This window comes from Bacillus sp. UNCCL81, from assembly GCF_900112535.1.
Lineage (GTDB): Bacteria > Bacillota > Bacilli > Bacillales > Bacillaceae_G > Gottfriedia > Gottfriedia luciferensis_B.
On the sequence record NZ_FOMF01000003.1, the window covers coordinates 565,951 to 590,337 of the forward strand.

A 24,387-nucleotide genomic window follows, 5' to 3' on the forward strand; every position below is an offset into this window, starting at 1 on the left:
CCTTTCTTTTAATTAATAGTTAAAATTATGATAATAGCTTAATGTACTATACCTTTTTTTATTGATTAATGCATTTATTTAGAGAGGAGGTTCACTAATGTCAAAAATACAGAAGTTAGATGAAATTTTAGCCAATCAAATAGCCGCAGGTGAAGTTGTAGAACGTCCTGCATCAGTTGTTAAGGAATTACTTGAGAATGCAATTGATGCAATTAGTACACGTATTACAGTCGAAATTAACGACGGTGGACTCTCACGAATTTTTGTAAGTGATAATGGCGAAGGGATGACAAAGGAAGATAGTATCCTTGCATTTGAGCGCCATGCAACTAGTAAAATAAAAGATGAAAATGACTTATTTCGAATACGTACATTAGGTTTCCGAGGTGAAGCATTACCGAGTATTGCGTCTGTAAGTTATGTTACAGTAAAAACATCAACCGAAGACGGACCTGGAATTGAAACCATTTTAAAAGGTGGCGTATTGCAATCCCAAAAAGAAATTGCTAAATCAAAAGGTACAAGTATTGAAGTTTCAAATTTATTTTTTAATACACCAGCTAGATTAAAATATATGAGAACGGTTCAAACAGAATTAAGTAATGTAACAGACGTTGTCTATCGATTAGCATTAGCTAATCCACAAATCGCTTTTGATTTGAAACATAATGATAAATTAATGTTCCGTAGTAATGGAAATGGCGACGCAAGACAAATCCTTGCATCATTATACGGACTACAAATTGCAAAAAACATGGTTCATTTTAAAGGCGAGTCATTAGACTTTCAAATTGAAGGCTATTTATCTATGCCAGAATATACAAGAGCAACTAGAAACTATATATCACTATATGTAAATGGAAGATATGTAAAACACTATGGTGTAAACAAATCAATTAGTGAAGGTTATCATACTTTGCTACCAATTGGCCGTTTTCCAATCGTTTCGTTATTTATTAAAATGGACCCTCAATTAGTCGATGTAAATGTACATCCAACAAAACAAGAAGTTCGTTTTAGTAAAGAGGATCAATTATTTACATTAATTACTGAAAGTATAAAAAAAGTTTTTAGAGGTCGTTCCCTAATTCCAGAAATAAAGTCAACAGTTCCAAAGGAAAAAATATTTAGTGAACAATCTACATTTTCCTTTGAACATTCTTCTATAAAAGAAGATGTAGAAAAGAAATTACCATTCTCGCTTCAAAATCGTTTTACTACTAATTCGAATTATTCCAATGAAACGAATGAAACAATAAAAGAAGAAGATTCAACTGAATTCGATTCAATTAATCAAATTGATTCATCAACCCCAACCGATTATGAAAGTCTTTATTTTGAAAAACATGAATTGAATAAAGACGTAGGATATTCAAATTTTGTAAGTGAAGACGACCAATCAAATATAGAAGAAACAGTCATTGTGAACGAAGAAGTATATGATGAGCAAAACATAGACCAACTACCCCCTTTATATCCAATCGGCCAAATGCACGGAACGTATATTATTGCTCAAAATGAAAAAGGATTATATTTAATTGATCAACATGCCGCACAGGAACGTGTTTACTATGAATATTTTAAGGAAAAAATAGGGGAAGTTGCATCAGAACTGCAAACTTTATTAATTCCAATTACATTTGATGTTTCACCAGAGCAAGCTATTTTATTAGACCAATACCAAGATGAACTCCAAGAAGTTGGGCTATTTATCGAGAAGTTTGGATCGAATAGTTATGTCATTCGTGAACATCCAAATTGGTTTCCAGAAGGACAAGAGGATACATTAATTGATGAAATGATTCAAGAACTATTAAAACGCGGAACGATTAATATAAAAAAACTGCGTGAAGAAAAAGCCATCATGATGAGCTGTAAAGCGTCAATAAAAGCAAATCAATATATAACAAACGATGAGATTTTTAATCTATTAGAATCGTTGAGAAAATCAAGCAATCCATTTACATGTCCACACGGTCGACCAATCGTTATCCATTTTAGTTCGTATGAGCTTGAGAAAATGTTTAAGCGAGTAATGTAATAAAATAAGTTTGAATTTTTAAAGGGCAGTCTCATAATTCAGATTAACTGAACTATGGGCGCCCCTTTTTTAAAATTAATAAATTATTTAACAACTCCAATCACAAAACCATCATATCCTTTTAATCCAACAGTCTGAATAGCGGTAGTGTCAATTCGAGAGTCTGTAGTGATTAGATCCAAAAGCTCACGAACACCTTTAACACTTTCATCTTGACTCGTTTCATAAATTACCTCTCCGTTTCGAACAACATTATCGACAATAATTAATGCACCAGAGCTTGCTAATTTTAATGCCCATTTTAAATAATGAGGATTATTTGGTTTATCGGCATCGATAAATATGAAATCAAATAAAGGCTTTGATTCTTTTAGCGTTGGTAAAGTATCTAACGCTTTTCCGATAATAATCTCGACTTTTTCTTGCAATTTTGCTTCTATGATATTTTGTTTGGCAACTTTTGCATGCTCATGGCTAATTTCTAAGGTTGTTAATTTGCCATCCTCAGGAAGTGCACGAGCTAACCAAATACTACTATATCCACCTAAAGTACCGATTTCTAAAATGTTTTTAGCGCCTTTAATTTTTGCTAATAGATAAAGTAATTTACCTTGAGTAGGAGACACATCTATACTAGGTAAACCGGCTTGATAATTTGCAAGTAATACATTTTCTAAGATAGGATCATTTGGAATTAGTTTTTCTACAAAATATTCATCAACATCGTTCCATATTACGTTATTAGGCAAGATTACTTCCCCCTTACTTAGTACTGTTTTCAAAAAAGTATATGGTATTGTTTTATAAAAATGCTTCTACAGGAAAAAAGACATATACATGAAGTGAAAATTCATACTTAATCGGTTTGTTTTACATATTTGCGTTTGCTAAAATAGATTGGTAGTAAAATTAACCAGTAGAGGAGATTTTTATATGATTAATAAAATCGGTAAAGTTACTGTTTATGTAGAAGATCAAGAGCAAGCAAAAGATTTTTGGATTAATAAAATGGGGTTTGTACTAAAATTAGAAATGCCAATGGGACCAGACGCTAAATGGATTGAAGTAGGTCCAAGTGAAAGTGAATTTACTACTTTAGTTCTTTACTCTAAAACTTCGATGGAACAATTTAAACCAGAAAAAATAGCTCATCCATCTGTACTTTTTAGCACAACGGATATTGAGTCTGCTTATGAAAAAATGAAACAAAATGGCGTAAAAGTTGATGACCTGATGAAAATGCCATACGGTTCAATGTTTAATTTTTATGATCAAGATGGTAATGATTATTTATTAAGAGAAGACAAATAATACATAATAAAAAGAGTTGTTTCTATTTAGAGAAACAACTCTTTTTACTTAAACTAGATGTTCGAATTTTACTCGTTTATTTAAATAGTACATTATCGGTATACCAACAACCATCACTACAAATTCACCAATGGCTGTAGTTAAATAAGTTATTGGGAAAGGTAAATGAAATGCTAGTTTTAATTCGATTGCGATTAAGAACATAGTAATCGTAAAGACAACCGTGTTAACAATCATTCTCGGTATAATACCTTTTATAAATTTTGACGTGGCAATTGTAATTAATAACGAAATAATCGATTGGCCAACACCAAAGACTAAATCATATGCCATTATTGGAGAAAAGAAAAAATTAGCTAATATAACTCCTAAAACTACTCCATATATGTACTTTTTATTAAATACGACTAAGTGGTTAAAAATTTCGGATACACGAAACTGTACATTCGTAAACCCAAATGGTTGAATAAAGTACGTAACTGCAATATAAAGTGCAGCAAATACTCCATTAACAGTAATTGTCTTTAACTTCATTTTGTTACTCCTTAGTTTTTTTTCGTGGGAGGTTTTCGAACCACGTAAAAAATATATTTTTTAAACGTAAGAATAAATATTATACTTAAAAATAATTTTAGTCAATAATAAAAAAGAAATTAATTATGAAAATAAGTTCAAAAAAATACTTTATAAAGAATATATTATATTGGTATAATTAGTGAATCAATACAATTTATTTTTCTTTCAGTTTAAAGTGAAAGGACTGACAAAATGACAATTCCTTCTGATCCATATATTTTAGTATTTGGTGTTTCGATATGTGATATTATCGGATTTACGAAAAAAAATTATCGTCCATATGATTCAAATCCAGGCAGTGTAAAAGTATCGTTTGGTGGTGTTTGCCGTAATATTGCAGAAAATATGGCAAAGATCAACTTAAATACAAAGTTTATTTCAGTCATTGGTGATGATATCAATGGAATCAATATGTTAAATCACGCAAAAAATATGAACATAGATATGGAAGACACATTAATTATTAAAGGAGAATCTACTCCAACATATTTAGCCATTTTAAATGAAAGCGGAGAAATGGTCTCTGCGGTAGTAGATTTAGATATCACAAACAATTTTACAGAGGAGTTTATAGACTCCAAAGCAGAAGTTATTCGAAATGCTGAATATATGGTGGTTGACGCGGACAATCCAAGTATTTTAGCTTATTTATTAACAAATTTCCATAATGAAACAAAATTTATTTTAGATCCAGTTTCTGCGTCAAAAGCTTCAAAAATAAAAGATTATATTCAATATTTTCATACGATTAAACCAAATCGACATGAAGCTGAAGTATTGTGTGGATTTGAAATTACTTCTGTGGAAGATGTTCGAAGAGCTGGCAGATATTTTAGAGAATTAGGCGTAACAAATGTTTTTATTAGTTTAGATGCAGAAGGAATTTATTATAATGATGGAATAGAAGAAGGTATTATCCAAGCCGATGGCGTTTCAGTCGTTAATGTAACAGGAGCGGGAGATGCTTTAGTTGCTGGGATCGGATATGGCTATATGAATAATATGAGCATTGTTGATACAGTTAAATATTCGGTTTCGATGTCATCTATTACAATTTCACATGTCGATACGATTAACCCAAATATGTGTTGTAACGTTGTTGATCACCATATTAATGAACTTAATTGGATAGAAATGCAATTTTAATTGAGAACCTTTTATTGGGTTCTTTTTTTTGTTAGAACTGGAATGTGGAGATATAAATAAAGTTGGTGGATAGGCAATGTAATTGAAGTAAGTGCAAATAAAGTGTTTGAACCTGAAAATAAATTTGATTAATTTAGGCGGATTTTTTAATATCTTCTAAAAAGAATAGTAGGAATTTATGTTAACATATACATGATGGAAGATTAAAAGAGGTGATTTTGTTGGTTTTTCCTACCAAATTATGTGAAGCCTGTAAGTTAAATTTAATTAGTGTTGAAGAAAATTCTGAAGAACCAAATCAACCTTATAAGCTATGCAATAATTGTCATGAAAGATTATTAAAACGTTCGTTGAAACCGATTGAATGGTACAATTTAGCAGTTGTCCATTCACCAAAAAAGTATTTACTACATGATGATTTTTACGAAGATGATGGTCAAGCTTGTCAACCAGAAGAAGAGGTAATTGTAACAAAAAAAGATAAAGCACCAACTTTGAAAAATGTCCGAAAAGAGTTAGAAGCATTGATCGATTTCTCTATAACTAGATGGTTTCTAGAGGATGATGTAATTAGTGCTCTTAAAGTACATAATGATTTATCAATTTTAAAATCTGTTAAATCAAGGTTTTATGCAACTGTTAATTATGAAATAAAATCGCGAATGTTGGAAATAGTGGCTGATGTCTTGGGTAGCTCTGCTTCAGAGTGGATTAGAGAACTTTGGAATAATTATGATGAAGAGTTACTGTTTAAACTATCGTTGGCGACATCGAGCAGTTTACCAATTGAAGAAGGTTTAAATAATGTGTTAAATAAATTAAAATTAGTTAATGAAAAAGAGTTGCCAATACAAGCGTTTAGTTGTTTATATCGTTTCCGTTCAAGTGATGTACTAGATTGGATCGAATTGAATAGCATTGAATTTAATGATAATTGGGGAAGACTCGCTGCAGTATGCTTTCCAACTTGGGAGAGAATGAAATCGTGGTTAACTAAAGGAAGACCTCTCAGCTTAATCGCTCTTGACACAATGGCAAATTGTGTAGTTAGAGGTGGAGACCCTTATGTAGAACAATTCAATCCTAAAATACTAGGGACAGTCAAAAGTGAAATTGAAAATGTGCTTGATATATATTATCAAAAAGATGGCGTTCCTCGTGTTAAAAATAGGAGGGAATATATTTTAAATTATAAAAAAGATATATTCGCTTAGTAACAAAAAAGGATAACATATTTTAATAATTAAAAACGCTTGGATACTATCTCCAAGCGTTTTTATATGCAAAATATACTTATATTTGAATTGTAAATTATCTATTTATTTAGGTAACATTAAAGAGAACGAACTAAAATATCTCTCGCACTTTCTTTATCCAAAATTTTATAACCACCAACTACTGGTTTTACAAATGATTTTTCTACTAATTCGTCTAAACGTGAGTCGTCAATTTGATAATCTGCTAAACGGTTTGGTGCACCGATTGAGTTCCAAAAACTTCTTAGTGCTTGGATCCCTTCTTCTGCAACTTGCTTCGTTGTTTTTCCTTCTTCAGAAATTCCAAAAACATTTGTTGCTAGCATTTTAATTCTGCTTGGATCATAGTCTAAACAGTGACTTAGCCAGTTTGGGAATATGATCGCTAACCCACCGCCATGTGGAATATCGTAAATGGCAGATACCGCATGTTCAATTTGATGTGATGCCCAGTCGCCACCATCTGTACCATTTAATAACGTATCATTAAAGGCTGTTGTTCCAGCATACATAATTGTTTCGCGTAATTCATAGTTTTCTAAATCCTTAACAAGTTTTCCACCAGCTTCGATTACAGTAATTAATAAACTTTCGATAAAGCGATCAATCATAGGTGTATTGCTAACACGGTGGAAATATTGCTCTAATGCATGTGACATAATGTCAACAATTCCGTAAATTGTTTGATCTAGTGGTACCGAGAATGTATAAGAAGGGTCTAAAATTGAAAATTTAGGAAAAACGAGTGGGTTACTCCATCCTCTTTTTTCATTTACTGCCATATTTGATATAACTGATGTGCAGTTCATTTCTGAACCGGTTGCAGCTAATGTTAAAACAGTACCAAAAGGAGTTGCACTTGTCGGCCTAGATTTTCTTGTAATAACATCCCACACATCTCCTTCATATGGAACGCCAATTGCAATAGCTTTAACACAGTCGATTACACTGCCGCCGCCTACAGCTAAAATAAAATCAATTTTTTCATCCCTACAGATTTGAATACCTTTATTCACCGTTGTTAGTCTCGGATTTGGTTCAACTCCAGAAAGTTCAAAAATCGTTTTATCACTTAATTGGTTCATTACGTCATCATATACGCCATTTTTTTTAATACTGCCGCCACCATAAACGATCAGGATACGATTATAATTTTGTACTTCATTTGCTAATTGTTCAATTTGATTTTTCCCAAACCATAATTTAGTTGGGTTATGTTGTAAAAATGGAATCAAGGTCTTGCTCCTTCTAGTTGTACTTACTTATTTTTTAATGTTGTGTTTAGCAATTCGGCTTGTTGAATGGCTAATTGATCTTCTAATATTGCTCCAGGTGAATTTCCTGTTCCAATAATATATTCTTCAAGTGTAGCTCCGACAAATTCGAAAATATGCTTAAATTGTAAAATTAATGGTAGAGCTTTAATTTTAGGCTGATCTCCACCAACAATTACGACATAGATTTTTTTGTTTTTCATTTTTTCAGCGAATTGTAGATCTTTATTACGAAGACTTTGAGACCAACGATCAATAAAGTTTTTCATGTATCCACTCATACCATACCAATATAAAGGTGTTGAAAAAATAATCGTATCATGCTCGAGCATTTCTTTTACAATTTCCTCGTAATCATCATCAATTGGTTGGAAGCCATTTGGCTCGTGTCTTTGGTCGTTAATTGCCTTTATCTGTTTATGACGTAATTGTACTTCCGTCTTGGCAACATCTTTTGTAATGAAATTTGTTAGCTGCTCTGTATTTCCGTTTTCCCTAGAACTACCATGAATGATAAACATATTGTTTCCACTCCTTTTTGAATAAATTATGATTGTAATTATGAATGATAACGATCTTAAAATAAAGTACGTACTAAAAAGTGCCTATAAAACTTTTTGGGAAATCTAAGTCTATGGAACTAAGTTCGGTTATTTTATAACTGATAAATAGTTGAACTATAAATTATTTGTATGCTATATTTTATGAACATTTACTGTTGACTGCAAAATCATTGATAGGACAATAGTTATAATATCCACAATATATGATGATTTTGAAGTTTTCATTAGTACTAAAAAAGTTGAGTAAACTAACTTTATTTTTAATTAAATAGTATTTAGCAATGATGGAGGATATATGAAAGAATATAATATGCCGATTGAAGCGGCGATTGAGGTAATAGGTGGTAAGTGGAAATGTATCATACTTTGCCATTTAGAAACTGGTAAAAAAAGAACGAATGAACTTAGAAAACTGATGCCTAAAATAACTCAAAAAATGTTAACACAGCAATTAAGAGAGTTAGAAACGGATGGACTAATTAATCGTATTGCATATGATCAAATTCCACCAAAAGTGGAATACGAATTAAATGAATACGGTAAATCAATGAAACCAATTTTGGATCTCTTATGTACATGGGGTGGAAATCATATAAAGAAAAGCAAAACGAATTAATACTATCGTTATAAAATTAAGAAACGACAAAAAATTTATTAAATTAAAAATTTTTTGAAGGAATTTAAAAAGAAGTGTAGAAATATTTATCTTAGAGACTACTATATAAGTGTAAAATCGATTCATAAAACGATGATTACATTAATATAGTAGTAAAGGTTGTGTGTTCGTTAGGGAAATTCCCATATATTTCTAAATGGTATTCTTGGCGAATTGTCATCCTTGTTAAGAATTTTTTTTATGCGGTTTATTTGTTTTGTAAGCGTTTACTTTACGCTCTTACATAGTTTTTTCTTTTCTTTACAAAATTCGTAATTTATAGGGGGAAATTAAAATGAAACAAGATGAATTAAAACAAACAAATACTAGCTATGATGTTTTTCCAGTATCAGATGTACATCATTTAGAACTATATGTAGGGAACGCGAAACAAACAGCTTATTTCTTCGCAAACACTTTTGGATTTACACCAGTAGCATACTCTGGCTTAGAAACAAAAGTACGTGATAAAGTTTCTTACGTATTAAAAAATGGTACTATTCGTCTAGTTATTACTGGAACTTTAAAAGAAGATTCTAAAATTGCTGACTTCATTAAAAAACATGGTGATGGTGTTAAAGATATCGCTTTATTAGTAGATGATATAGAAGCAGCATATCAAGGTGCAGTAAGCCGTGGAGCAATTAAAATTTTACCTCCAACTGAAGTTAGCGATGAATACGGAACAGTTAAAAAAGCTGTAATCGGAACTTATGGTGATACAATTCACACATTAATCGAAAAAGGCGACTACAATGGTCCTTTCTTACCAGGATATAAAGATCGCGCTTTCACAATTCCAGTAAATGAAACTGGATTAATCGCATTAGACCACGTAGTTGGTAACGTTGAAAGAATGGAAGAATGGGTTTCTTATTATGAAAATGTAATGGGATTCCAATCAATGATCCATTTTGATGATGACGATATTAGTACGGAGTATTCTGCATTAATGTCAAAAGTTATGACAAATGGAAGCAGAATTAAATTCCCAATTAATGAACCAGCTGAAGGTAAAAAGAAATCACAAATTCAAGAGTACTTAGATTATAACAATGGACCAGGCGTACAACATATTGCTTTATTAACTGAAGATATTGTTGATACAGTTACTAAACTTAGAGCTCTAGGTGTGGAATTCTTAAAAACACCAGATACTTACTATGATATGTTAACAGAGCGCGTTGGAAAAATTGATGAAGATATTGAGAAATTAAGAGAATTAAAGATTTTAGTTGACCGTGATGATGAAGGGTATTTATTACAAATCTTCACTCGTCCAATCGTTGACCGTCCAACTTTATTTATTGAAATTATTCAACGTAAAGGTGCTAGAGGTTTCGGTGATGGTAACTTTAAAGCATTATTCGAATCAATCGAGCGCGAGCAAGAACTTCGAGGAAATCTATAAGGAGTTGTAACAATGGAAATTAGACCGGATACTTTACCATGGCAAGATGCTTATAAGCTGTTAATTGGTTCAGTGTTGCCTCGTCCGATTGCTTTTGTTTCAACTGTAAACTCAGAAGGTGTAGCGAATGTTGCACCTTTTAGTTTCTTTACAGCGATTTGTGCTGACCCGATGTTAGTGTGCTTTGCACCAATGATTAGAGGTACAGACGGCGAGAAAAAAGACACATTAAAAAATATTGAACAGACGAAACGATTTATTATTAATATTGTAAGTGAAGAAATTTGCGAACAAGTTAATAATGCTGCTGCAGATTTTCCGTATGGAGTAGATGAATTTGAACAAGTTGGTCTTACAAAAGTTGATGGGACAACTGTGCAAGTTCCTCGAGTAAAAGAAAGTTTAGTAGGACTAGAATGTGAGCTTCATGAGCTACTACATTTTGGTGAGAACAAAGGTGCTGGAAGTTTAGTAATTGGTAAAGTCGTTAATGTTCATATAAATGATGAATTATATGCAGATGGCAAAATCAATACTGAAAAGCTAAATCCAGTTGGTCGCCTTGCTGGCCATTCTTATACTCGTGCTATTTCTGATACTTTTGCAATTGAAAGAAAAAGGTGAAGGTATGAAATTTATAACTTTTCAATATGATGGTAATGAGCGTGCAGGATTATTAGTTGAAGATCAAGTAATGGATCTTAATAAAGCTAGTAATGGCAGAATTCCAGCGGATTTACTAACAATTCTAGAAAACTATGATTTATATAAAAATGAAATAGCAGAAATAACAGGAGAAGGTATTCCACTTTCTTCCGTTCAATTGCGAGCACCATTACCAAAACCACAGAGTATTCGTGACTTTTATGCCTTTGAAGAGCATGTGAAAACTGCTCGCGGCAGAAGAGGTCTAGAGATGATACCTGAGTGGTATGACGTACCAGTTTTCTATTTTACGAATCATCGAGCGGTAATTGGACCTGAAGATCATGTCAGTATTCCAGCTAATTGCAAAAAGATGGATTTTGAATTAGAAATCGCTTGTATTATCGGTAAAGAAGGTAAAGATATCCCAGTTGAAGAAGCCGATGATTATATTATTGGCTATACAATTTTGAATGACTGGAGTGCTAGAGATATTCAAGCACATGAAGTAAAGGTTGGCTTAGGTCCATCTAAGGGTAAGGATTTTGCTACTTCTTTAGGACCTTGCATTGTAACAAAAGATGAAATTGAGAAATTTAGAACAGGTAAAAGCTATGATTTGAAGATGACAGCTGCAGTTAATGGAAAAGTCATTTCTAGTGGCAATTTTTCTTCAATTTATTATTCCGTTCCAGAATTAATTTCTCATGCTTCAAAAAATGTAACGTTATATCCAGGTGATGTGATTGGCTCCGGAACTGTTGGAACAGGCTGTATCTTAGAACTTGGTGAAGAAAAACATCGCTGGTTAGAAGATGGAGACGTCGTGGAGTTAAGCATTACAGGTTTAGGTACATTACGAAATACCGTAAGAAAGTGAGGGGAAGCATGTGTATTATCGTAGTCTAGGTAAGATTCCAAAGAAAAGACATATTCAATTTCGTAAAGAAGATGGGTCATTATACAGAGAGCAGGTAATGGGTACAAAAGGATTTTCAGGTACTCAATCTATTTTATATCATAACAATATGCCTACATCAGTTAGTGAAACATCATTTTATAAATCACTTCAAATCGAATTTGAAGAACAAACATCCCTGCAGCACCGCCATATTCGTACAAACAATTTAGAGCGTACAGGTGATGCATTAGAAGGTAGAGTATACGTTTTAGGTAACTCTGATCTGTTAATTGCAGTTGCTAACGTAACGGAAGAAAGCAAACATTTTTATCGAAATGGTGAAGGAGATGAAATGTTCTTCGTCCATTACGGTTCAGGAGAAATCCAAACAATGTTTGGAACAATTACTTACCGTAAAGGGGATTATATCATGATCCCTATTGGAACAATTTACAAAGTAGTTCCAAATGATGATACGAAGTTTTTAATTGTTGAGTCAAATAGCCAATTAACAACGCCAAGACGTTATCGCAATGAATATGGCCAAATGCTTGAGCATAGTCCATTTTGCGAACGTGATTTTAGAGGACCAGAATCGCTTGAGACATATGATGAAAAAGGTGAATTCACTGTCCTAACTAGAGCAAGAGGAAACCTTTATAAACATGTTTTAACACATCATCCATTTGATGTAGTAGGTTGGGATGGGTATTTATATCCATGGGCGTTTAATATTGAAGATTTCGAACCGATTACAGGAAGAATTCATCAGCCACCACCAGTACATCAAACATTCGAAGGACATAATTTTGTAGTGTGCTCATTTGTACCAAGGATGTATGATTACCATCCCGAAGCAATTCCGGCACCTTATGTACACAGTAATGTAAACAGTGATGAAGTCCTTTACTATGTAGAAGGAAACTTTATGAGTAGAAAAGGAATCGAACAAGAGTCTATTACATTACATCCATCAGGTATTCCACATGGACCACATCCAGGTAAAACTGAGGGAAGTATTGGAAAGAAAGAAACATTAGAACTAGCAGTTATGATTGATACATTTAGACCACTTTACGTAGTAAAAGAAGCACATCAATATGAAGATCCGGCTTATATGGGTAGTTGGATTGAAAAGTAGAGTCTTTTGATTCTACTTTTTATTTGAATTTGAAACAAGCTATGTACAAGAAAACCCAGGCATTATGGAACTAGATAATTTGAAATATTCTTAAAAATAGTACTAGATTAACAGCTTAATAATATGATAAACTGACAACATTATACAAAACTTTGAATAAAAGGAGAAATAAGCATGTACGTGAAACCACAAATTTTGACGCTTCAAGCATACACACCAGGAAAACCAAGTGAAGTAGTCATGCGTGAATATGGTCTAGACAAAGTAGTAAAACTTGCATCAAATGAAAATCCATTCGGATGTTCTCCTAAAGTTTTTGAAGAACTACGTAATGTAGTAAGTAAGTTTGCGATTTATCCAGATGGAGCAACAGAAGAAATTAGTAAGAAACTAGCAAATTTCCTAAATATACAGCCAGATCAATTAATATTCGGAAGTGGTGCTGACGAAGTTATTCAAATGATTAGTCGAGCGTTGCTAACGAAAGAACATAATATTGTACAAGCATCTCAAACATTTTCACAATATGCTCATCACGCAGTTATTGAAGGTGCTGAAGTTAGACCTGTTCCTTTAGTTAAAGGTGTACACGATTTAGATTCTATGCTTGCACAAGTTGATGCGAATACTAAAATAGTTTGGATTTGTAATCCAAATAACCCAACAGGTACATATATTGGTAGCCGCAAATTAGTCGAGTTTTTAGAAAAAGTACCAAGCACTACTTTTGTAGTTGTAGACGAAGCTTACGTTGAATATGTATCAGCATCAGATTTCCCTGATACACTCTCATTACTAAATAAATTTGAAAATCTAATCGTATTAAGAACATTTTCAAAAGCATACGGCCTAGCATCATTCCGAATCGGTTACGGAATCGGAAATAGCAAATTAATTCAAGAATTAAATATCGCTAGACTACCATTCAACACTTCAATGTTATCTCAAGTTGCAGCAATAGCAGCACTTGAAGACCAAGTCTTTATTAAAAACTGTGTTGAACAAAATAAAAAAGGCATGGAACAATACGAAGAGTTTTTCAACAGTTATGGAATCGAATACTATCCATCTCAAGCAAACTTTATATTTGTTCCACTTGAAAACAGTCAAGAAATCTTTAAAGATCTAGAATCAAAAGGATACATTATCCGTGCATTCCCTAATGGAATTCGAATTACAATCGGAACTGCTGCTGAAAATGAAGGACTAATCTTACATTTAAAGCCAGCATTAACGAAAAATACTTCTACAATCTAATTAATTGGAAAATCGTCATTTATAGAAATGACGATTTTTTGTTTTATCTCTATATAACTAAAATTTACGTATTCTTGAAGTAGTATATTTACTCTTTTCGTCTCAATAAGAGATAAAGGGGGGAATGCTTTACTAGAAGTTGAGAAGAAAGGGAATCAAGTAGAAATTATCATTTATTGGAAGAGTGAAAAACAACAAGCTCACTATGCCATTAGAACTCTTTGAAAAAAAATATAATGATATTCAATAATGTTAAAAATATATAAATAGATAGGGTGATTAGCGTGGAATTTACGTTTCTTGGATTAGTGTTAGTCATAGTTTTTGTACTTTTTACAACGGTTATTGATAAACTTAAAAAACTAGAGAATCGAATGAAAAATATAAAGATTACTTTAGATCAGATTGCTAAAGTAGTAGAAGTCCCAGAACATCCAATTAATAATGATATACGTAAACTTTTACAAGAAGGAAAAGAAATTCAAGCAATTAGAGAAGTTAGAAGTGTTTTAGGTCTTTCATTATTAGAAGCAAAACAATATGTTGATGCTTTAAAAATGGTTGCGAGTTAGTGAAGAATTGTACCTCAGCTTGTGATTGTTGAGGTACAAAAATTAATTCTTTTTTACCTGTTTTTCCTTCTAAAATATAAAAGTCAGATTCCTTACAAGGTGGAATCTAACTTTATATTTTAGTTTTTTACTATATTTCCGAACGAAAAGTTTTACCTAACTGATTTCCGAGACCGAAATAATGACGGAAATTGTATATTAGTGGACTCCATTTATTTGGATCAATATGATTTTCTTCAATGATGATTTCATTATGAGCATGTACATGTAAAACATGTGTCTCAACAATTGCAAAATCAGGTGAATGTTCAGGGATACGAATGTGCTTTACAATTGCCTCGATTTGAATTGGGCATTCTGCTATTCGTGTAGGTTTTACGGTTTGTGACTCTGTAGCGGTTAATTTACTAATATTGTATTTTTCTTTTTTATATGAAAATCCTATATTTTTCTTAGTATCAGGAACGGGATTTTTTCCCGTAAAAGGGGCTAAAAATTCAACATTCTCCCATAATAAAGGGCTAGGTACATTGATTACACATTCAGGATGTCGCTGTAAATTTTCAATTGCTTTCCCGCCAAGTCCAATTCCTAATATTATGCAATCTCCTAAAGCCCATGAAGAGGACATCGGGCTAATATTAACTGTCCCATCCTCATTCAATGTATTTAGTAAAATTACGGGTGTTCCATAATATAGAATTTTAGGTCTAATCAACTTTGTATTTGTAAAATGATTCATTTTTTTCCTCCTAATAATTATGTATTTCAAATATATTGTAGAATATAAATAGTTCAATTATCATCGAAATATGGATTACATAATGGGAGGAGATTTAAAATGAATGCAAATCCAAATGTGGCAGTGGTTGCTACGCTTGTAAGTGAAACTTCACGTGCTGCAATATTAACCGTCCTTTTAGATGGTCGATTTCATCCTGCTAGCGAACTGGCATATATGGCTGGAATAAAACCACAAACGGCTAGTTTCCATTTAGCAAAATTGGTCGATGCGAAATTACTTAATGTAGAAAAACAAGGAAGACATCGTTACTACGGTATTCGAAATCAGGAGGTTGCTCAAATAATGGAGACATTATTATCAATAGCTCCGCCAATTGAAATTAGGTCTTTAAAACAAGCTTCGGAAAATTCAGCAATACGCTTTGCAAGAACGTGTTACGATCATCCTGCAGGAAAGTTTGGGGTACTATTAACTGATTCTTTAATTAATTTGGGAGTCATAAACGAAGAAAAACAAGGATTTATTGTAACAGAAATAGGAGAGAGATTCTTTACTGATTTTCAAATCGATCTTGAAAAAATTAAGAAGAAACGTCGATCATTTTCACATAAATGTTTAGATTGGAGTGAAAGACGATATCACCTTGGTGGAGCATTGGGAAATGCTCTTCTAGAAAGATTTTTAGAACTAAATTGGATTCAACGTATGCCAAAAACAAGAGCCATAAAAATAACTTTTGAAGGAAAAAAAGGTTTTAAAGAAATATTTTCTTTTGATATTTAAAGTACTTATTTACTAAAATCAACTAGAAAAAGCTAGTTGCCCTAATAATGCATACATAAGTAGTACAACAACTGACAGGTATATTGCGTTAAAATTACTGATACTAATACTTGAAGAGAATAAACTTTTCACTGAAGAATAAATATTAACAAATATAGCTTTAGTGGAAATGGGGATTGAGGTATGAAAGAAAGGTCAGAAAAAAGACATAATGTTCCAGTTGGTTCAAAAAGTGTTATTACTTTCGGTTCGGCTTTAGCCATTACAATATCTTGGAGTATTCATAAATCAGTTCTTTGGGCAATAATTCACGGGTTTTTTAGTTGGTTTTACGTTATTTATTATCTCTTTACTAAGTAAGGTTTTTGCATTAGTTATACTATATAAGATATTTGTTATAAGAATAAAACACTTATTTTAGTTTAATAGATTCGAAAAATTAAAAAATCTTAATGTAAACCCTTTCAAAATTTTTATTTTTCAAAAGGGATTGACAACTTATATCAAATTCATTAAGATGAATAAAAATAAAACGAAAAAGGAGACATGAACATGCTTTTCGCACGCACGAATAATGGGCTACAACATCATCATCCACCCAGGGTTTGAATCTATGGACAAAAATTGACCATAGATGCAAGCCCTCTTCGTGTTACGAAAAAGGTGCTTGTGTCGTGCCAGAAGGCCATACAGGCATTTAACCTGTATGGCCTTTTTGTTTTTTCTAAAAGGGGGAATGTTCAATTGGATGGGAAATTAAAGCAATCATTAGTCAATTATCGATATAAAAGAAAAATGGAAGATTATGCACTAGAGCGAGGATATATCCCTTTTCATCCTCAGTTATTTGAAGAGTATGATTCATTTTCGAGTCGAAACCCTAGATTAGCTAGAGAAGACTTAGTTGTTGTATTGACACGTTTACAGCAAATTTTATTGTTAAGACCTGATTTAACAAGTGCATTAATGAAAGAAATTTATCCAATCGCATTGAAGGAAGAGAAATGTAAAGTATTTTATCAATCAACAATCTATCGAAATAATGGGGTAGAGCTTGAGGAAATTAATCAATTTGGTATCGAAAATTTAGGGCAAATTTCTGAAGCATCTGAAATAGAAGTAGTTATTATGGCAATTGATTTATTAAGCAATGTTCCTTTTATTTTAGAAATCGGGCATACAGGATTTATCGAAGGACTTTTCAAAGAATGTAATTTAAGCGAGTCGCAAAAAAACAAATTGAAAAAGCTAATTTATTTAAAAAACATAGATGAATTAGAACGATTTATTCAGTCAATTAATTTACCCCTTCAAGCCAGAAATGTTTTTGAACAGTTATTTAGTTTACAAGGTAAAGGGGAAAAACTTCATTCATTACTTAGAAGTTTAGTATTAAATAATGAAATGGAAAATGCTGTTGAAAAGGTAATTAAATTTCAAGAAATTAGTCCAAATATTCTTCTCGATTTATCAATCGTAAATGAATTTGATTATTATGACGGAATCGTTTTTAAAGGGTATTACGATCAGTTAAATAAAGAGGTTTTAAGTGGAGGACGCTATCTTCTGGTGTCTGAAGATTCGGAAAACAGCATTGATGCAATCGGATTTTCGATTGATACAAATGCTTGGATAACATGTCAAATGAGGGATGTAAAGTGAGTTGGCTAACAGTTGCAGTTGCAAAAGGAAGACTTGAAGATGAGGTTATTAAAATATTAAGTCAGTCTGGTTACCGAAAAGTAATTGATTCTAAAACTAGAAAACTAATCTTTGAAGATGAATTAAATAAAATTAAATATTTAGTAGTGAAACCAGTGGATGTCGCTACATATGTTGAACGAGGAGTTTGCGATCTTGGTTTTGTAGGAAAAGACATTCTGCTAGAACAAGAGAAAGATGTATACGAGTTGATGGATCTAGAACTTGGAAAATGCATTTTTGCAGCAGCGGGTTTTCCAGGAACGTTAATTGATCGAGGTGATGAAACGTTAAGAGTTGCGACAAAATATCCAAATATCACTTCGAAGTATTTTCAGTTTAGGCAAAATATTGAACTTATTTATTTAAACGGTTCTGTTGAATTAGCACCAATTGTAGGAATGTCCGATATTATTGTTGATTTAGTAGAAACAGGAAGTACTTTAAAGGCAAACGGATTAGTCATCTTAGAAGAAATGATTCCAATTAGCGCCAGAGTGATTTCAAATCGTGTTAGTTATCGATTTAACTATTTCCGTATTACTGATTTTATAGAAAAAATAAAGAAGGGTAGGGATATATATGCTGGAAATTTTATCGATTAATCATAAAAGTGAAAAACTTGAAAGTATTATAAACCGAACGAATTTACCTACTGTTGAGATCACAAAAAGTGTGGAAAAGATTTTATTAAATGTGAAAGAAAATGGTGATGAAGCTGTTCGCAGGTATTCTTTAATTTATGATGAGGTCAAACTAAAAAGCTTTGAAGTTAGTGAAGATGAATTTAATGAGGCTCTAGAACAAACTGATGAAAACTTAGTAAATGCATTAATTGAAGCTAAGAAAAATATAGAGACATATCATGAAAAGCAACTTCAAGACGGCTATAAAATAAATGAAAAAAATTCATATGTTCAACAAATAATTAATCCAATTGAAAGAGTTGGTGTGTATATCCCAGGTGGAAAAGCGGCGTACCCATCAACAGTTTTAATGAATGTGATTCCTGCAAAAATAGCAGGCGTGAATGAAATTGTCATTGTAACGCCACCAAATAAAGAAGGAAAAATTAAGCCTTCTATTCTAGTCGCTGCGAAATTAGCTGGTGTTACAAAAGTGTTAAAAATTGGTGGAGCGCAAGCAATTGGGGCATTGGCTTATGGAACTGAAACAATTGAAAAAGTAGATAAAATAGTTGGCCCTGGCAATATTTATGTGGCGCTCGCTAAGAAAAGTGTTTCAGGCATCGTAGGAATTGATATGGTTGCAGGTCCAACAGAGGTTGTCATATTAGCAGATGAAACTGCCAATCCGAGATTTATTGCTGCTGACTTAATGGCACAGGCGGAGCATGATGAAATGGCATCTAGTATTGTTATTACGAATACAGAAGAGTTTGCACAAAAAATACAGCAAGAAATACCAAACTTATTAGAAGAACAACCAAGAAAAGAAATTATTAAAAGCTCATTCGAAAATTATGGAGCTATTATCGTCGTTAAAACAATCGAGGAAGGAATTGAGCTTGTTAATAAGTTAGCGCCTGAACATCTTGAACTAATGATAAAAAATCCAGAGTCGATCGTTCATAAAGTTAAAAATGCAGGTGCTATTTTTTTAGGAGACTATACTCCAGAGCCTGTTGGTGATTACTTTGCGGGAACAAATCATACATTACCGACTAGCGGAACTGCAAGATTTACCTCGCCATTAAATGTAAATGACTTTAGTAAGAAAACATCCGTTGTTTATTACAATAAAGTTGCCTTAAGCGAAGCAAGAAAACATATTGAATTGATCGCAGAGGAAGAAGGACTATATGGTCACGGTAAAGCAATTAGTATTCGATTTGAGGAGGATTCAAAGTGAGAACTGCAATGATAACAAGAAAAACAAATGAAACAAATATTCGTTTAAATTTAAATTTAGATGGTGATGGAGAAAGTAATATTCAAACTGGAATTGGTTTTTTAGATCATATGTTAACGTTATTTTCATTCCATAGCGGAATAAGCTTGGAAGTATTTTGTGAGGGTGATCTTGAAGTAGATGATCATCACACAACAGAAGATGTTGGTATCGCATTAGGTAAAGCCTTATTAATTGCGTTAGACGAAAAAATTGGCATTAATCGTTACGGTTCATGCTACATTCCAATGGATGAAACGTTAGCAAGAGTGGTCGTAGATTTTAGTGGTAGACCATATCTTGTTTACAATGATCGAACGGTAAGAGAACGAATAGGAATGATTGATACACAGAATTTTAAAGAATTTTTTAAATCATTAAGCTCTGAAGCTAGAATGAATTGTCATATGGAAGTTTTATATGGAGAAAATGATCATCACAAAATTGAAGCTTTATTTAAAGCATTTGGCAGAGCGGTTAAACAAGCGGTTGAAATAACTTCGACTAAATTACCTTCCACGAAAGGAATGTTATAAGTGAATATTATTATTGATTATGGTGTAGGTAATTTAGATTCATTAAAAAGAGCTTGTGAAGAAATTGATTTTCCGGTAGTCATTACGAATGAAATTGAAGTGATTGAGCAAGCTTCTTCTATTATTCTACCAGGTGTTGGGGCATATGAAGCAGCGATGAATGAATTAAATCGACTTGGTTTAGTTGATTGTATAAAGTCTAAGGCAAAAAGTGGTACTCCAATTTTAGGAATTTGTCTTGGAATGCAATTACTATATGAATTTAGTGAAGAAAACTTCGGAGCAATTGGGCTTGGCTTAATTAAAGGTCAAGTAAAACGTATACCTGACATCGTAAAAGTTCCACATATGGGCTGGAATAAGCTAAATTTTACGAAACAGGAATCATTATTAAAATATGTAAATGAAGGTGATTATGTCTATTTTGTACACTCATTTTATATTAGTTCAACAAATGATGAGCTTTTAGCTTATTCCGATTACGGGGTAAAGATTCCAGCAATTATTCAATCCAATAATATTTACGGAATGCAATTTCACCCTGAAAAAAGTGCAGAAACAGGTCTGAATTTATTAAAAGCATTTAAGGAGATGTGTTTATATGATTCTATATCCAGCAATTGATCTAAAGGATGGTAATTGCGTTCGCCTTGAGCAAGGAGACTTTAATAAGAAAGTAATTTATAAGAATTCACCACTCGAAGTTGCGTTAGACTTTGAAAAAGCTGGTGCAAAAGTTTTACATATCGTTGATTTAGATGGAGCAAGGACTGGAGAACGGAAAAATGCGTCAATTATAAAAGAAATCGTTCAAAATACGAATTTAAACATTCAGTTAGGTGGAGGAATCAGATCACTTGATTCGATTTCGTTCTGGTTAGAATTAGGTGTAGAAAAAGTAATTTTGGGAACAGCAGCAATTAATAATAGACAACTTTTAGAACAAGCTGTTTTAAAATACGGTGATCGAATCATTGTAGGAGTAGATGCAAAAAACGGTTTTGTAGCCATAAATGGATGGGAAGAGTCGACAAATCAAGATAGCTATGAATTTTGTAAACAGCTAGAGCTACTCGGTGTGAAAACAGTCGTATACACTGATATATCAAAGGATGGCATGTTAAGTGGGCCTAATTTAGAAGCATATAAAAAATTAGCTGAAGAAACGAATTTAAAAATCATTGCTTCAGGCGGAGTGAGCTCAATCAATGATCTGAAATCACTTCGCACGTTAAATATTTATGGTGCGATTTCTGGAAAAGCATTATATGAAGGGAAATTTACAGTTGAGGAGGCACTTAAATGCTTGCAAGAAGAATTATACCGTGCTTAGACGTTCGTAATGGACGAGTCGTAAAAGGAAAACAGTTTTCAAGTATTCAAGATGTTGACTCACCTACGAAACTAGGAAAATATTATAGCGATAATGGTGCAGACGAGTTAGTATTTTATGATATTACGGCCTCAAATGAAGAAAGAGATATATCATTGAAATTTGTTTCAGAAGTAGCGAAGGAATTGCGTATTCCTTTCAGTGTTGGAGGTGGAGTACGATCGATTGATGATTTTACGAAACTATTAAGAAATGGAGCCGATAAAGTATCAATTAATTCTGCCGCAATTTTAAATCCGAATTTAATTAAAGAGGCATCTGATCGTTTTGGATCGCAATGTGTCGTGCTTTCAATTGATGCAAAGTTAAATAAAGATGGCAAATATAAAGTGTTTATAAATGGTGGTCGGAAAGAGACTGAATGGGAAGCGATTGATTGGGCAAAGAAAGGTGTGGAGCTTGGAGCGGGTGAAATTGTCTTAAATAGTATTGATGAAGATGGTATGAAAAGAGGGTTTGATATCCGATTGCTGCAAAAAATTACAAATGCAGTTAATGTTCCGGTTATTGCATCTGGTGGCGCAGGAAAAGTAGAACACTTTTATGATGCGATTGAATATGCAAATGTCGATGGAGTTTTAGCTGCTTCAGTATTCCATTTTGGAGAAATCAAAATTAGTGAATTAAAAGACTACTTAAATGAAAAAAATATTCCAGTTCGACTATTAGGAGGAGAAAAACATGTATTTTGATATCGAAAAAATTCGCTTTAATGAACAAGGATTAGTACCAGCAATTGTGCAAGATATTAATACGAAAGAAGTATTAATGTTGGCATATATGAATAATGAATCAATTAAACTCACAATCGATACTGGATTTGCTACATTTTATAGTAGAAGTCGCCAATCAATTTGGAAAAAAGGAGAAACATCGGGGAATCTTCAATATGTCAAATCGATTTCTTATGATTGTGACCAAGACTCTATTTTACTACAGGTTGAACAAGTAGGAGTAGCTTGCCACACAGGAAGCTACAGTTGTTTTTCCGAAAAATTAACATTAATGCAAGAAAAAAATATTGTTCAAAATGAATCATTAAGTTATCTACCAAATCTCTATGAAACGATACAAGATCGAAAAGAGAATCCAATTGAAGGATCGTATACTACCTATTTATTTAATCAAGGCATTGATAAGATATTGAAAAAAGTAGGTGAAGAGACGAGCGAAGTAATTATTGGTGCTAAAAATGAAGGAACGGAAGAATTAATTTATGAGATTAGTGATCTAGTCTATCACACAATTGTTTTAATGGTAGAAAAAGGAATAAAATTGGAAGATATAAACAATTGCTTAATAAATAGGAAGGAGAAAGTAAAATCTTGAAAATTGATGGACACACACATACACAATATTGTCCGCACGGAAGTGGTGATGACGTACAATTAATGATCGAAAAAGCGATTGAACTTGGGTTCGATGAATACCATATCACTGAACATACACCCGTACCATTATCATTTCAAAACTGCTTAAAGCCAAATGACGCAGTTGCTTCACTTGCGATGTCTGAAAATGAAGTAGACGAATATATTAAGGAAATGTATAAAGTAAGAGATCAGTATAAGGATCGAATTCGTATAAAAATTGGATTTGAATACGATTATTTACCGAGTGAATCAGTATGGTTTAAGGATTTCCTAAAAGAATACGGCAAATATTGTGACACAGGACTTTTGTCAGTTCATTACCTAGAAGGAAAAAATGGATGGCATTGTATAGATTATAAAGCAGAAGATACCTTTTCTGGTTTAGTTAATTACTATGGCAGTGCAGAAGCGTTTCAACTTGCTTATTACGATTTAGTAAAACAGTCTATCATTGATGATTTAGGTCCGTTTAAACCAAAAAGAATCGGACATATGACTTTATGTAATAAATTTAAACAATTTTTGAATTGTGATGATACGGAAAAAATCCTAAATAAACAAGTTGAACTATTAAATCTAGTAAAAGAAAAAAATTATATTTTAGACTATAATACTGCAGGATTATTTAAAGAGTATTGTGGTGAAACCTATCCACCAAAACATGTCATTGAAATTGCGAATTCCTTAAACATAGAATTAATGTATGGTTCTGATTCTCATAGTGTAAAAGATGTTGGAAGAGGATATGAGGTTTATTTTTCAAATAGTAAAAAATCTTGCTGATGATCAAGTGATAATTCAGATCTTAAAAAGGGGAAACTGAACTGTCAGAATTTTAGCCATTGTAGTTACTCATGAAGCAGTTATGAGTAAGATAAAAGCAAGAATAAGCCATTTTAGTTACTTATGAAGGGGTTATAAGTAAGTTAAAAGCAAAAATAAGCCATTTTAGTTACTCATGAAGCAGTTATGAGTAAGATAAAAGCAAGAATAAGCCATTGTAGTTACTCATGAAGCGGTTATGAGTAAGTTAAAAGTAATATTTAGCCATTTTATTTACTCATGAAGCAGTTATGATTATGTTATTTTCAATATTGTATATGTTTTATTCCAACACTCTGACGATAAATTGATAATTTATCGTCGTCTTTTTGTTTAGTGAGAAATTTTGTTAAAATGGTGAAATTCTCCCATAT

27 protein-coding genes and 1 riboswitch are annotated in these 24,387 nt (G+C 32.4%); of the genes, 22 read left to right on the plus strand and 5 right to left on the minus strand.

The window, feature by feature from the left end; translation table 11 throughout:
* Nucleotides 1–97: 97 nt before the first annotated feature.
* The gene (mutL, locus tag BM319_RS08490; protein ID WP_091022164.1) at nt 98–2,041 is read left to right on the plus strand and encodes a DNA mismatch repair endonuclease MutL; all 1,944 of its coding nucleotides are present in this window, start codon (nt 98–100) and stop codon (nt 2,039–2,041) included.
* Between the two features lie 83 nt (nt 2,042–2,124).
* Here mutL and BM319_RS08495 read toward each other — a convergent pair whose 3' ends face one another.
* Nucleotides 2,125–2,790 (minus strand): O-methyltransferase, encoded by a 666-nt coding sequence (locus tag BM319_RS08495; RefSeq protein ID WP_069034480.1) that lies wholly within the window; start codon nt 2,788–2,790, stop codon nt 2,125–2,127.
* Between the two features lie 184 nt (nt 2,791–2,974).
* Between BM319_RS08495 and BM319_RS08500 the strand changes: the two genes are divergently transcribed.
* Nucleotides 2,975–3,352, plus strand: coding sequence for a VOC family protein (locus BM319_RS08500; protein WP_091022166.1), 378 nt, complete (start codon nt 2,975–2,977; stop codon nt 3,350–3,352).
* Nucleotides 3,353–3,400: 48 nt separating this feature from the next.
* Here BM319_RS08500 and BM319_RS08505 read toward each other — a convergent pair whose 3' ends face one another.
* Nucleotides 3,401–3,886, minus strand: coding sequence for a QueT transporter family protein (locus tag BM319_RS08505; RefSeq protein ID WP_069034478.1), 486 nt, complete (start codon nt 3,884–3,886; stop codon nt 3,401–3,403).
* 5 nt (nt 3,887–3,891) lie between these two features.
* Nucleotides 3,892–3,936: riboswitch (PreQ1 riboswitch) on the minus strand.
* Between the two features lie 184 nt (nt 3,937–4,120).
* Between BM319_RS08505 and BM319_RS08510 the strand changes: the two genes are divergently transcribed.
* Together BM319_RS08510 and BM319_RS08515 are read left to right on the plus strand one after the other, a co-directional pair.
* On the plus strand, nt 4,121–5,074 hold the full coding sequence (locus tag BM319_RS08510; RefSeq protein ID WP_091022168.1) for a carbohydrate kinase family protein: 954 nt from the start codon (nt 4,121–4,123) through the stop codon (nt 5,072–5,074).
* Between the two features lie 221 nt (nt 5,075–5,295).
* Complete coding sequence (locus BM319_RS08515; protein WP_091022170.1) at nt 5,296–6,288, plus strand: hypothetical protein; 993 nt, start codon at nt 5,296–5,298, stop codon at nt 6,286–6,288.
* Nucleotides 6,289–6,407: 119 nt separating this feature from the next.
* On the opposite strand, the gene BM319_RS08520 is transcribed toward BM319_RS08515, so the two are convergent.
* Together BM319_RS08520 and BM319_RS08525 are read right to left on the minus strand one after the other, a co-directional pair.
* Nucleotides 6,408–7,565: an iron-containing alcohol dehydrogenase gene (locus tag BM319_RS08520; RefSeq protein ID WP_069034476.1), complete on the minus strand. Its 1,158-nt coding sequence runs from the start codon at nt 7,563–7,565 to the stop codon at nt 6,408–6,410.
* Between the two features lie 23 nt (nt 7,566–7,588).
* A complete protein-coding gene (locus BM319_RS08525) occupies nt 7,589–8,125 on the minus strand; it encodes a flavodoxin family protein (RefSeq protein ID WP_091022173.1) in 537 nt (178 codons plus the stop codon).
* A gap of 337 nt (nt 8,126–8,462) precedes the next feature.
* Here BM319_RS08525 and BM319_RS08530 point away from each other — a divergent pair, with 337 nt between their 5' ends.
* The 7 genes from BM319_RS08530 to BM319_RS08560 all read left to right on the plus strand — a co-directional run bounded on the left by BM319_RS08530 (nt 8,463) and on the right by BM319_RS08560 (nt 14,749).
* Nucleotides 8,463–8,783, plus strand: coding sequence for a winged helix-turn-helix transcriptional regulator (locus BM319_RS08530; RefSeq protein WP_069034474.1), 321 nt, complete (start codon nt 8,463–8,465; stop codon nt 8,781–8,783).
* Nucleotides 8,784–9,117: 334 nt separating this feature from the next.
* Nucleotides 9,118–10,233, plus strand: a complete 1,116-nt coding sequence (gene hppD, locus BM319_RS08535; RefSeq protein WP_069034473.1) for a 4-hydroxyphenylpyruvate dioxygenase — start codon at nt 9,118–9,120, stop codon at nt 10,231–10,233.
* A gap of 12 nt (nt 10,234–10,245) precedes the next feature.
* Nucleotides 10,246–10,857, plus strand: coding sequence for a flavin reductase family protein (locus tag BM319_RS08540; RefSeq protein ID WP_069034472.1), 612 nt, complete (start codon nt 10,246–10,248; stop codon nt 10,855–10,857).
* A gap of 4 nt (nt 10,858–10,861) precedes the next feature.
* Nucleotides 10,862–11,758, plus strand: coding sequence for a fumarylacetoacetate hydrolase family protein (locus BM319_RS08545; protein ID WP_091022175.1), 897 nt, complete (start codon nt 10,862–10,864; stop codon nt 11,756–11,758).
* A 10-nt stretch (nt 11,759–11,768) separates the two neighbouring features.
* Nucleotides 11,769–12,920 carry a homogentisate 1,2-dioxygenase gene (locus tag BM319_RS08550; protein WP_069034470.1) on the plus strand — a complete coding sequence of 384 codons (1,152 nt, stop codon included), beginning with the start codon at nt 11,769–11,771 and terminating at the stop codon, nt 12,918–12,920.
* Between the two features lie 174 nt (nt 12,921–13,094).
* Nucleotides 13,095–14,177, plus strand: coding sequence for a histidinol-phosphate transaminase (gene hisC, locus BM319_RS08555; RefSeq protein ID WP_091022177.1), 1,083 nt, complete (start codon nt 13,095–13,097; stop codon nt 14,175–14,177).
* 284 nt (nt 14,178–14,461) lie between these two features.
* A complete protein-coding gene (locus tag BM319_RS08560) occupies nt 14,462–14,749 on the plus strand; it encodes a hypothetical protein (RefSeq protein WP_091022179.1) in 288 nt (95 codons plus the stop codon).
* A gap of 130 nt (nt 14,750–14,879) precedes the next feature.
* Here BM319_RS08560 and BM319_RS08565 read toward each other — a convergent pair whose 3' ends face one another.
* A complete protein-coding gene (locus BM319_RS08565; RefSeq protein WP_069034467.1) occupies nt 14,880–15,491 on the minus strand; it encodes a flavin reductase in 612 nt (203 codons plus the stop codon).
* Between the two features lie 99 nt (nt 15,492–15,590).
* Here BM319_RS08565 and BM319_RS08570 point away from each other — a divergent pair, with 99 nt between their 5' ends.
* The 11 genes from BM319_RS08570 (at nt 15,591) to hisJ (ending at nt 23,974) form a co-directional block, all read left to right on the plus strand.
* Complete coding sequence (locus BM319_RS08570; RefSeq protein WP_069034466.1) at nt 15,591–16,277, plus strand: ArsR/SmtB family transcription factor; 687 nt, start codon at nt 15,591–15,593, stop codon at nt 16,275–16,277.
* A gap of 183 nt (nt 16,278–16,460) precedes the next feature.
* A complete protein-coding gene (locus BM319_RS24640) occupies nt 16,461–16,637 on the plus strand; it encodes a hypothetical protein (protein WP_175403510.1) in 177 nt (58 codons plus the stop codon).
* Nucleotides 16,638–17,021: 384 nt separating this feature from the next.
* The gene (locus BM319_RS08575) at nt 17,022–17,939 is read left to right on the plus strand and encodes an ATP phosphoribosyltransferase regulatory subunit (RefSeq protein ID WP_069034465.1); all 918 of its coding nucleotides are present in this window, start codon (nt 17,022–17,024) and stop codon (nt 17,937–17,939) included.
* Entirely contained in the window at nt 17,936–18,583 is a 648-nt protein-coding gene (hisG, locus tag BM319_RS08580) for an ATP phosphoribosyltransferase (RefSeq protein ID WP_069034464.1), read from the plus strand. The genes BM319_RS08575 and hisG overlap by 4 nt, the downstream gene beginning before the upstream one ends.
* Nucleotides 18,564–19,850 carry a histidinol dehydrogenase gene (hisD, locus tag BM319_RS08585; protein WP_217493005.1) on the plus strand — a complete coding sequence of 429 codons (1,287 nt, stop codon included), beginning with the start codon at nt 18,564–18,566 and terminating at the stop codon, nt 19,848–19,850. Before hisG ends, hisD begins: the two co-directional genes overlap by 20 nt.
* Nucleotides 19,847–20,425 (plus strand): imidazoleglycerol-phosphate dehydratase HisB, encoded by a 579-nt coding sequence (gene hisB, locus BM319_RS08590; protein WP_091022181.1) that lies wholly within the window; start codon nt 19,847–19,849, stop codon nt 20,423–20,425. Before hisD ends, hisB begins: the two co-directional genes overlap by 4 nt.
* Nucleotides 20,426–21,049: an imidazole glycerol phosphate synthase subunit HisH gene (hisH, locus tag BM319_RS08595; RefSeq protein ID WP_091022183.1), complete on the plus strand. Its 624-nt coding sequence runs from the start codon at nt 20,426–20,428 to the stop codon at nt 21,047–21,049.
* Entirely contained in the window at nt 21,027–21,758 is a 732-nt protein-coding gene (gene hisA / locus BM319_RS08600) for a 1-(5-phosphoribosyl)-5-[(5-phosphoribosylamino)methylideneamino]imidazole-4-carboxamide isomerase (protein ID WP_091022185.1), read from the plus strand. The genes hisH and hisA overlap by 23 nt, the downstream gene beginning before the upstream one ends.
* On the plus strand, nt 21,728–22,510 hold the full coding sequence (gene hisF, locus BM319_RS08605) for an imidazole glycerol phosphate synthase subunit HisF (RefSeq protein ID WP_091022187.1): 783 nt from the start codon (nt 21,728–21,730) through the stop codon (nt 22,508–22,510). The genes hisA and hisF overlap by 31 nt, the downstream gene beginning before the upstream one ends.
* Nucleotides 22,500–23,147: a bifunctional phosphoribosyl-AMP cyclohydrolase/phosphoribosyl-ATP diphosphatase HisIE gene (gene hisIE, locus BM319_RS08610; RefSeq protein ID WP_091022189.1), complete on the plus strand. Its 648-nt coding sequence runs from the start codon at nt 22,500–22,502 to the stop codon at nt 23,145–23,147. Before hisF ends, hisIE begins: the two co-directional genes overlap by 11 nt.
* Nucleotides 23,144–23,974, plus strand: a complete 831-nt coding sequence (hisJ, locus tag BM319_RS08615) for a histidinol-phosphatase HisJ (RefSeq protein ID WP_091022192.1) — start codon at nt 23,144–23,146, stop codon at nt 23,972–23,974. Before hisIE ends, hisJ begins: the two co-directional genes overlap by 4 nt.
* Nucleotides 23,975–24,387 lie beyond the last annotated feature (413 nt).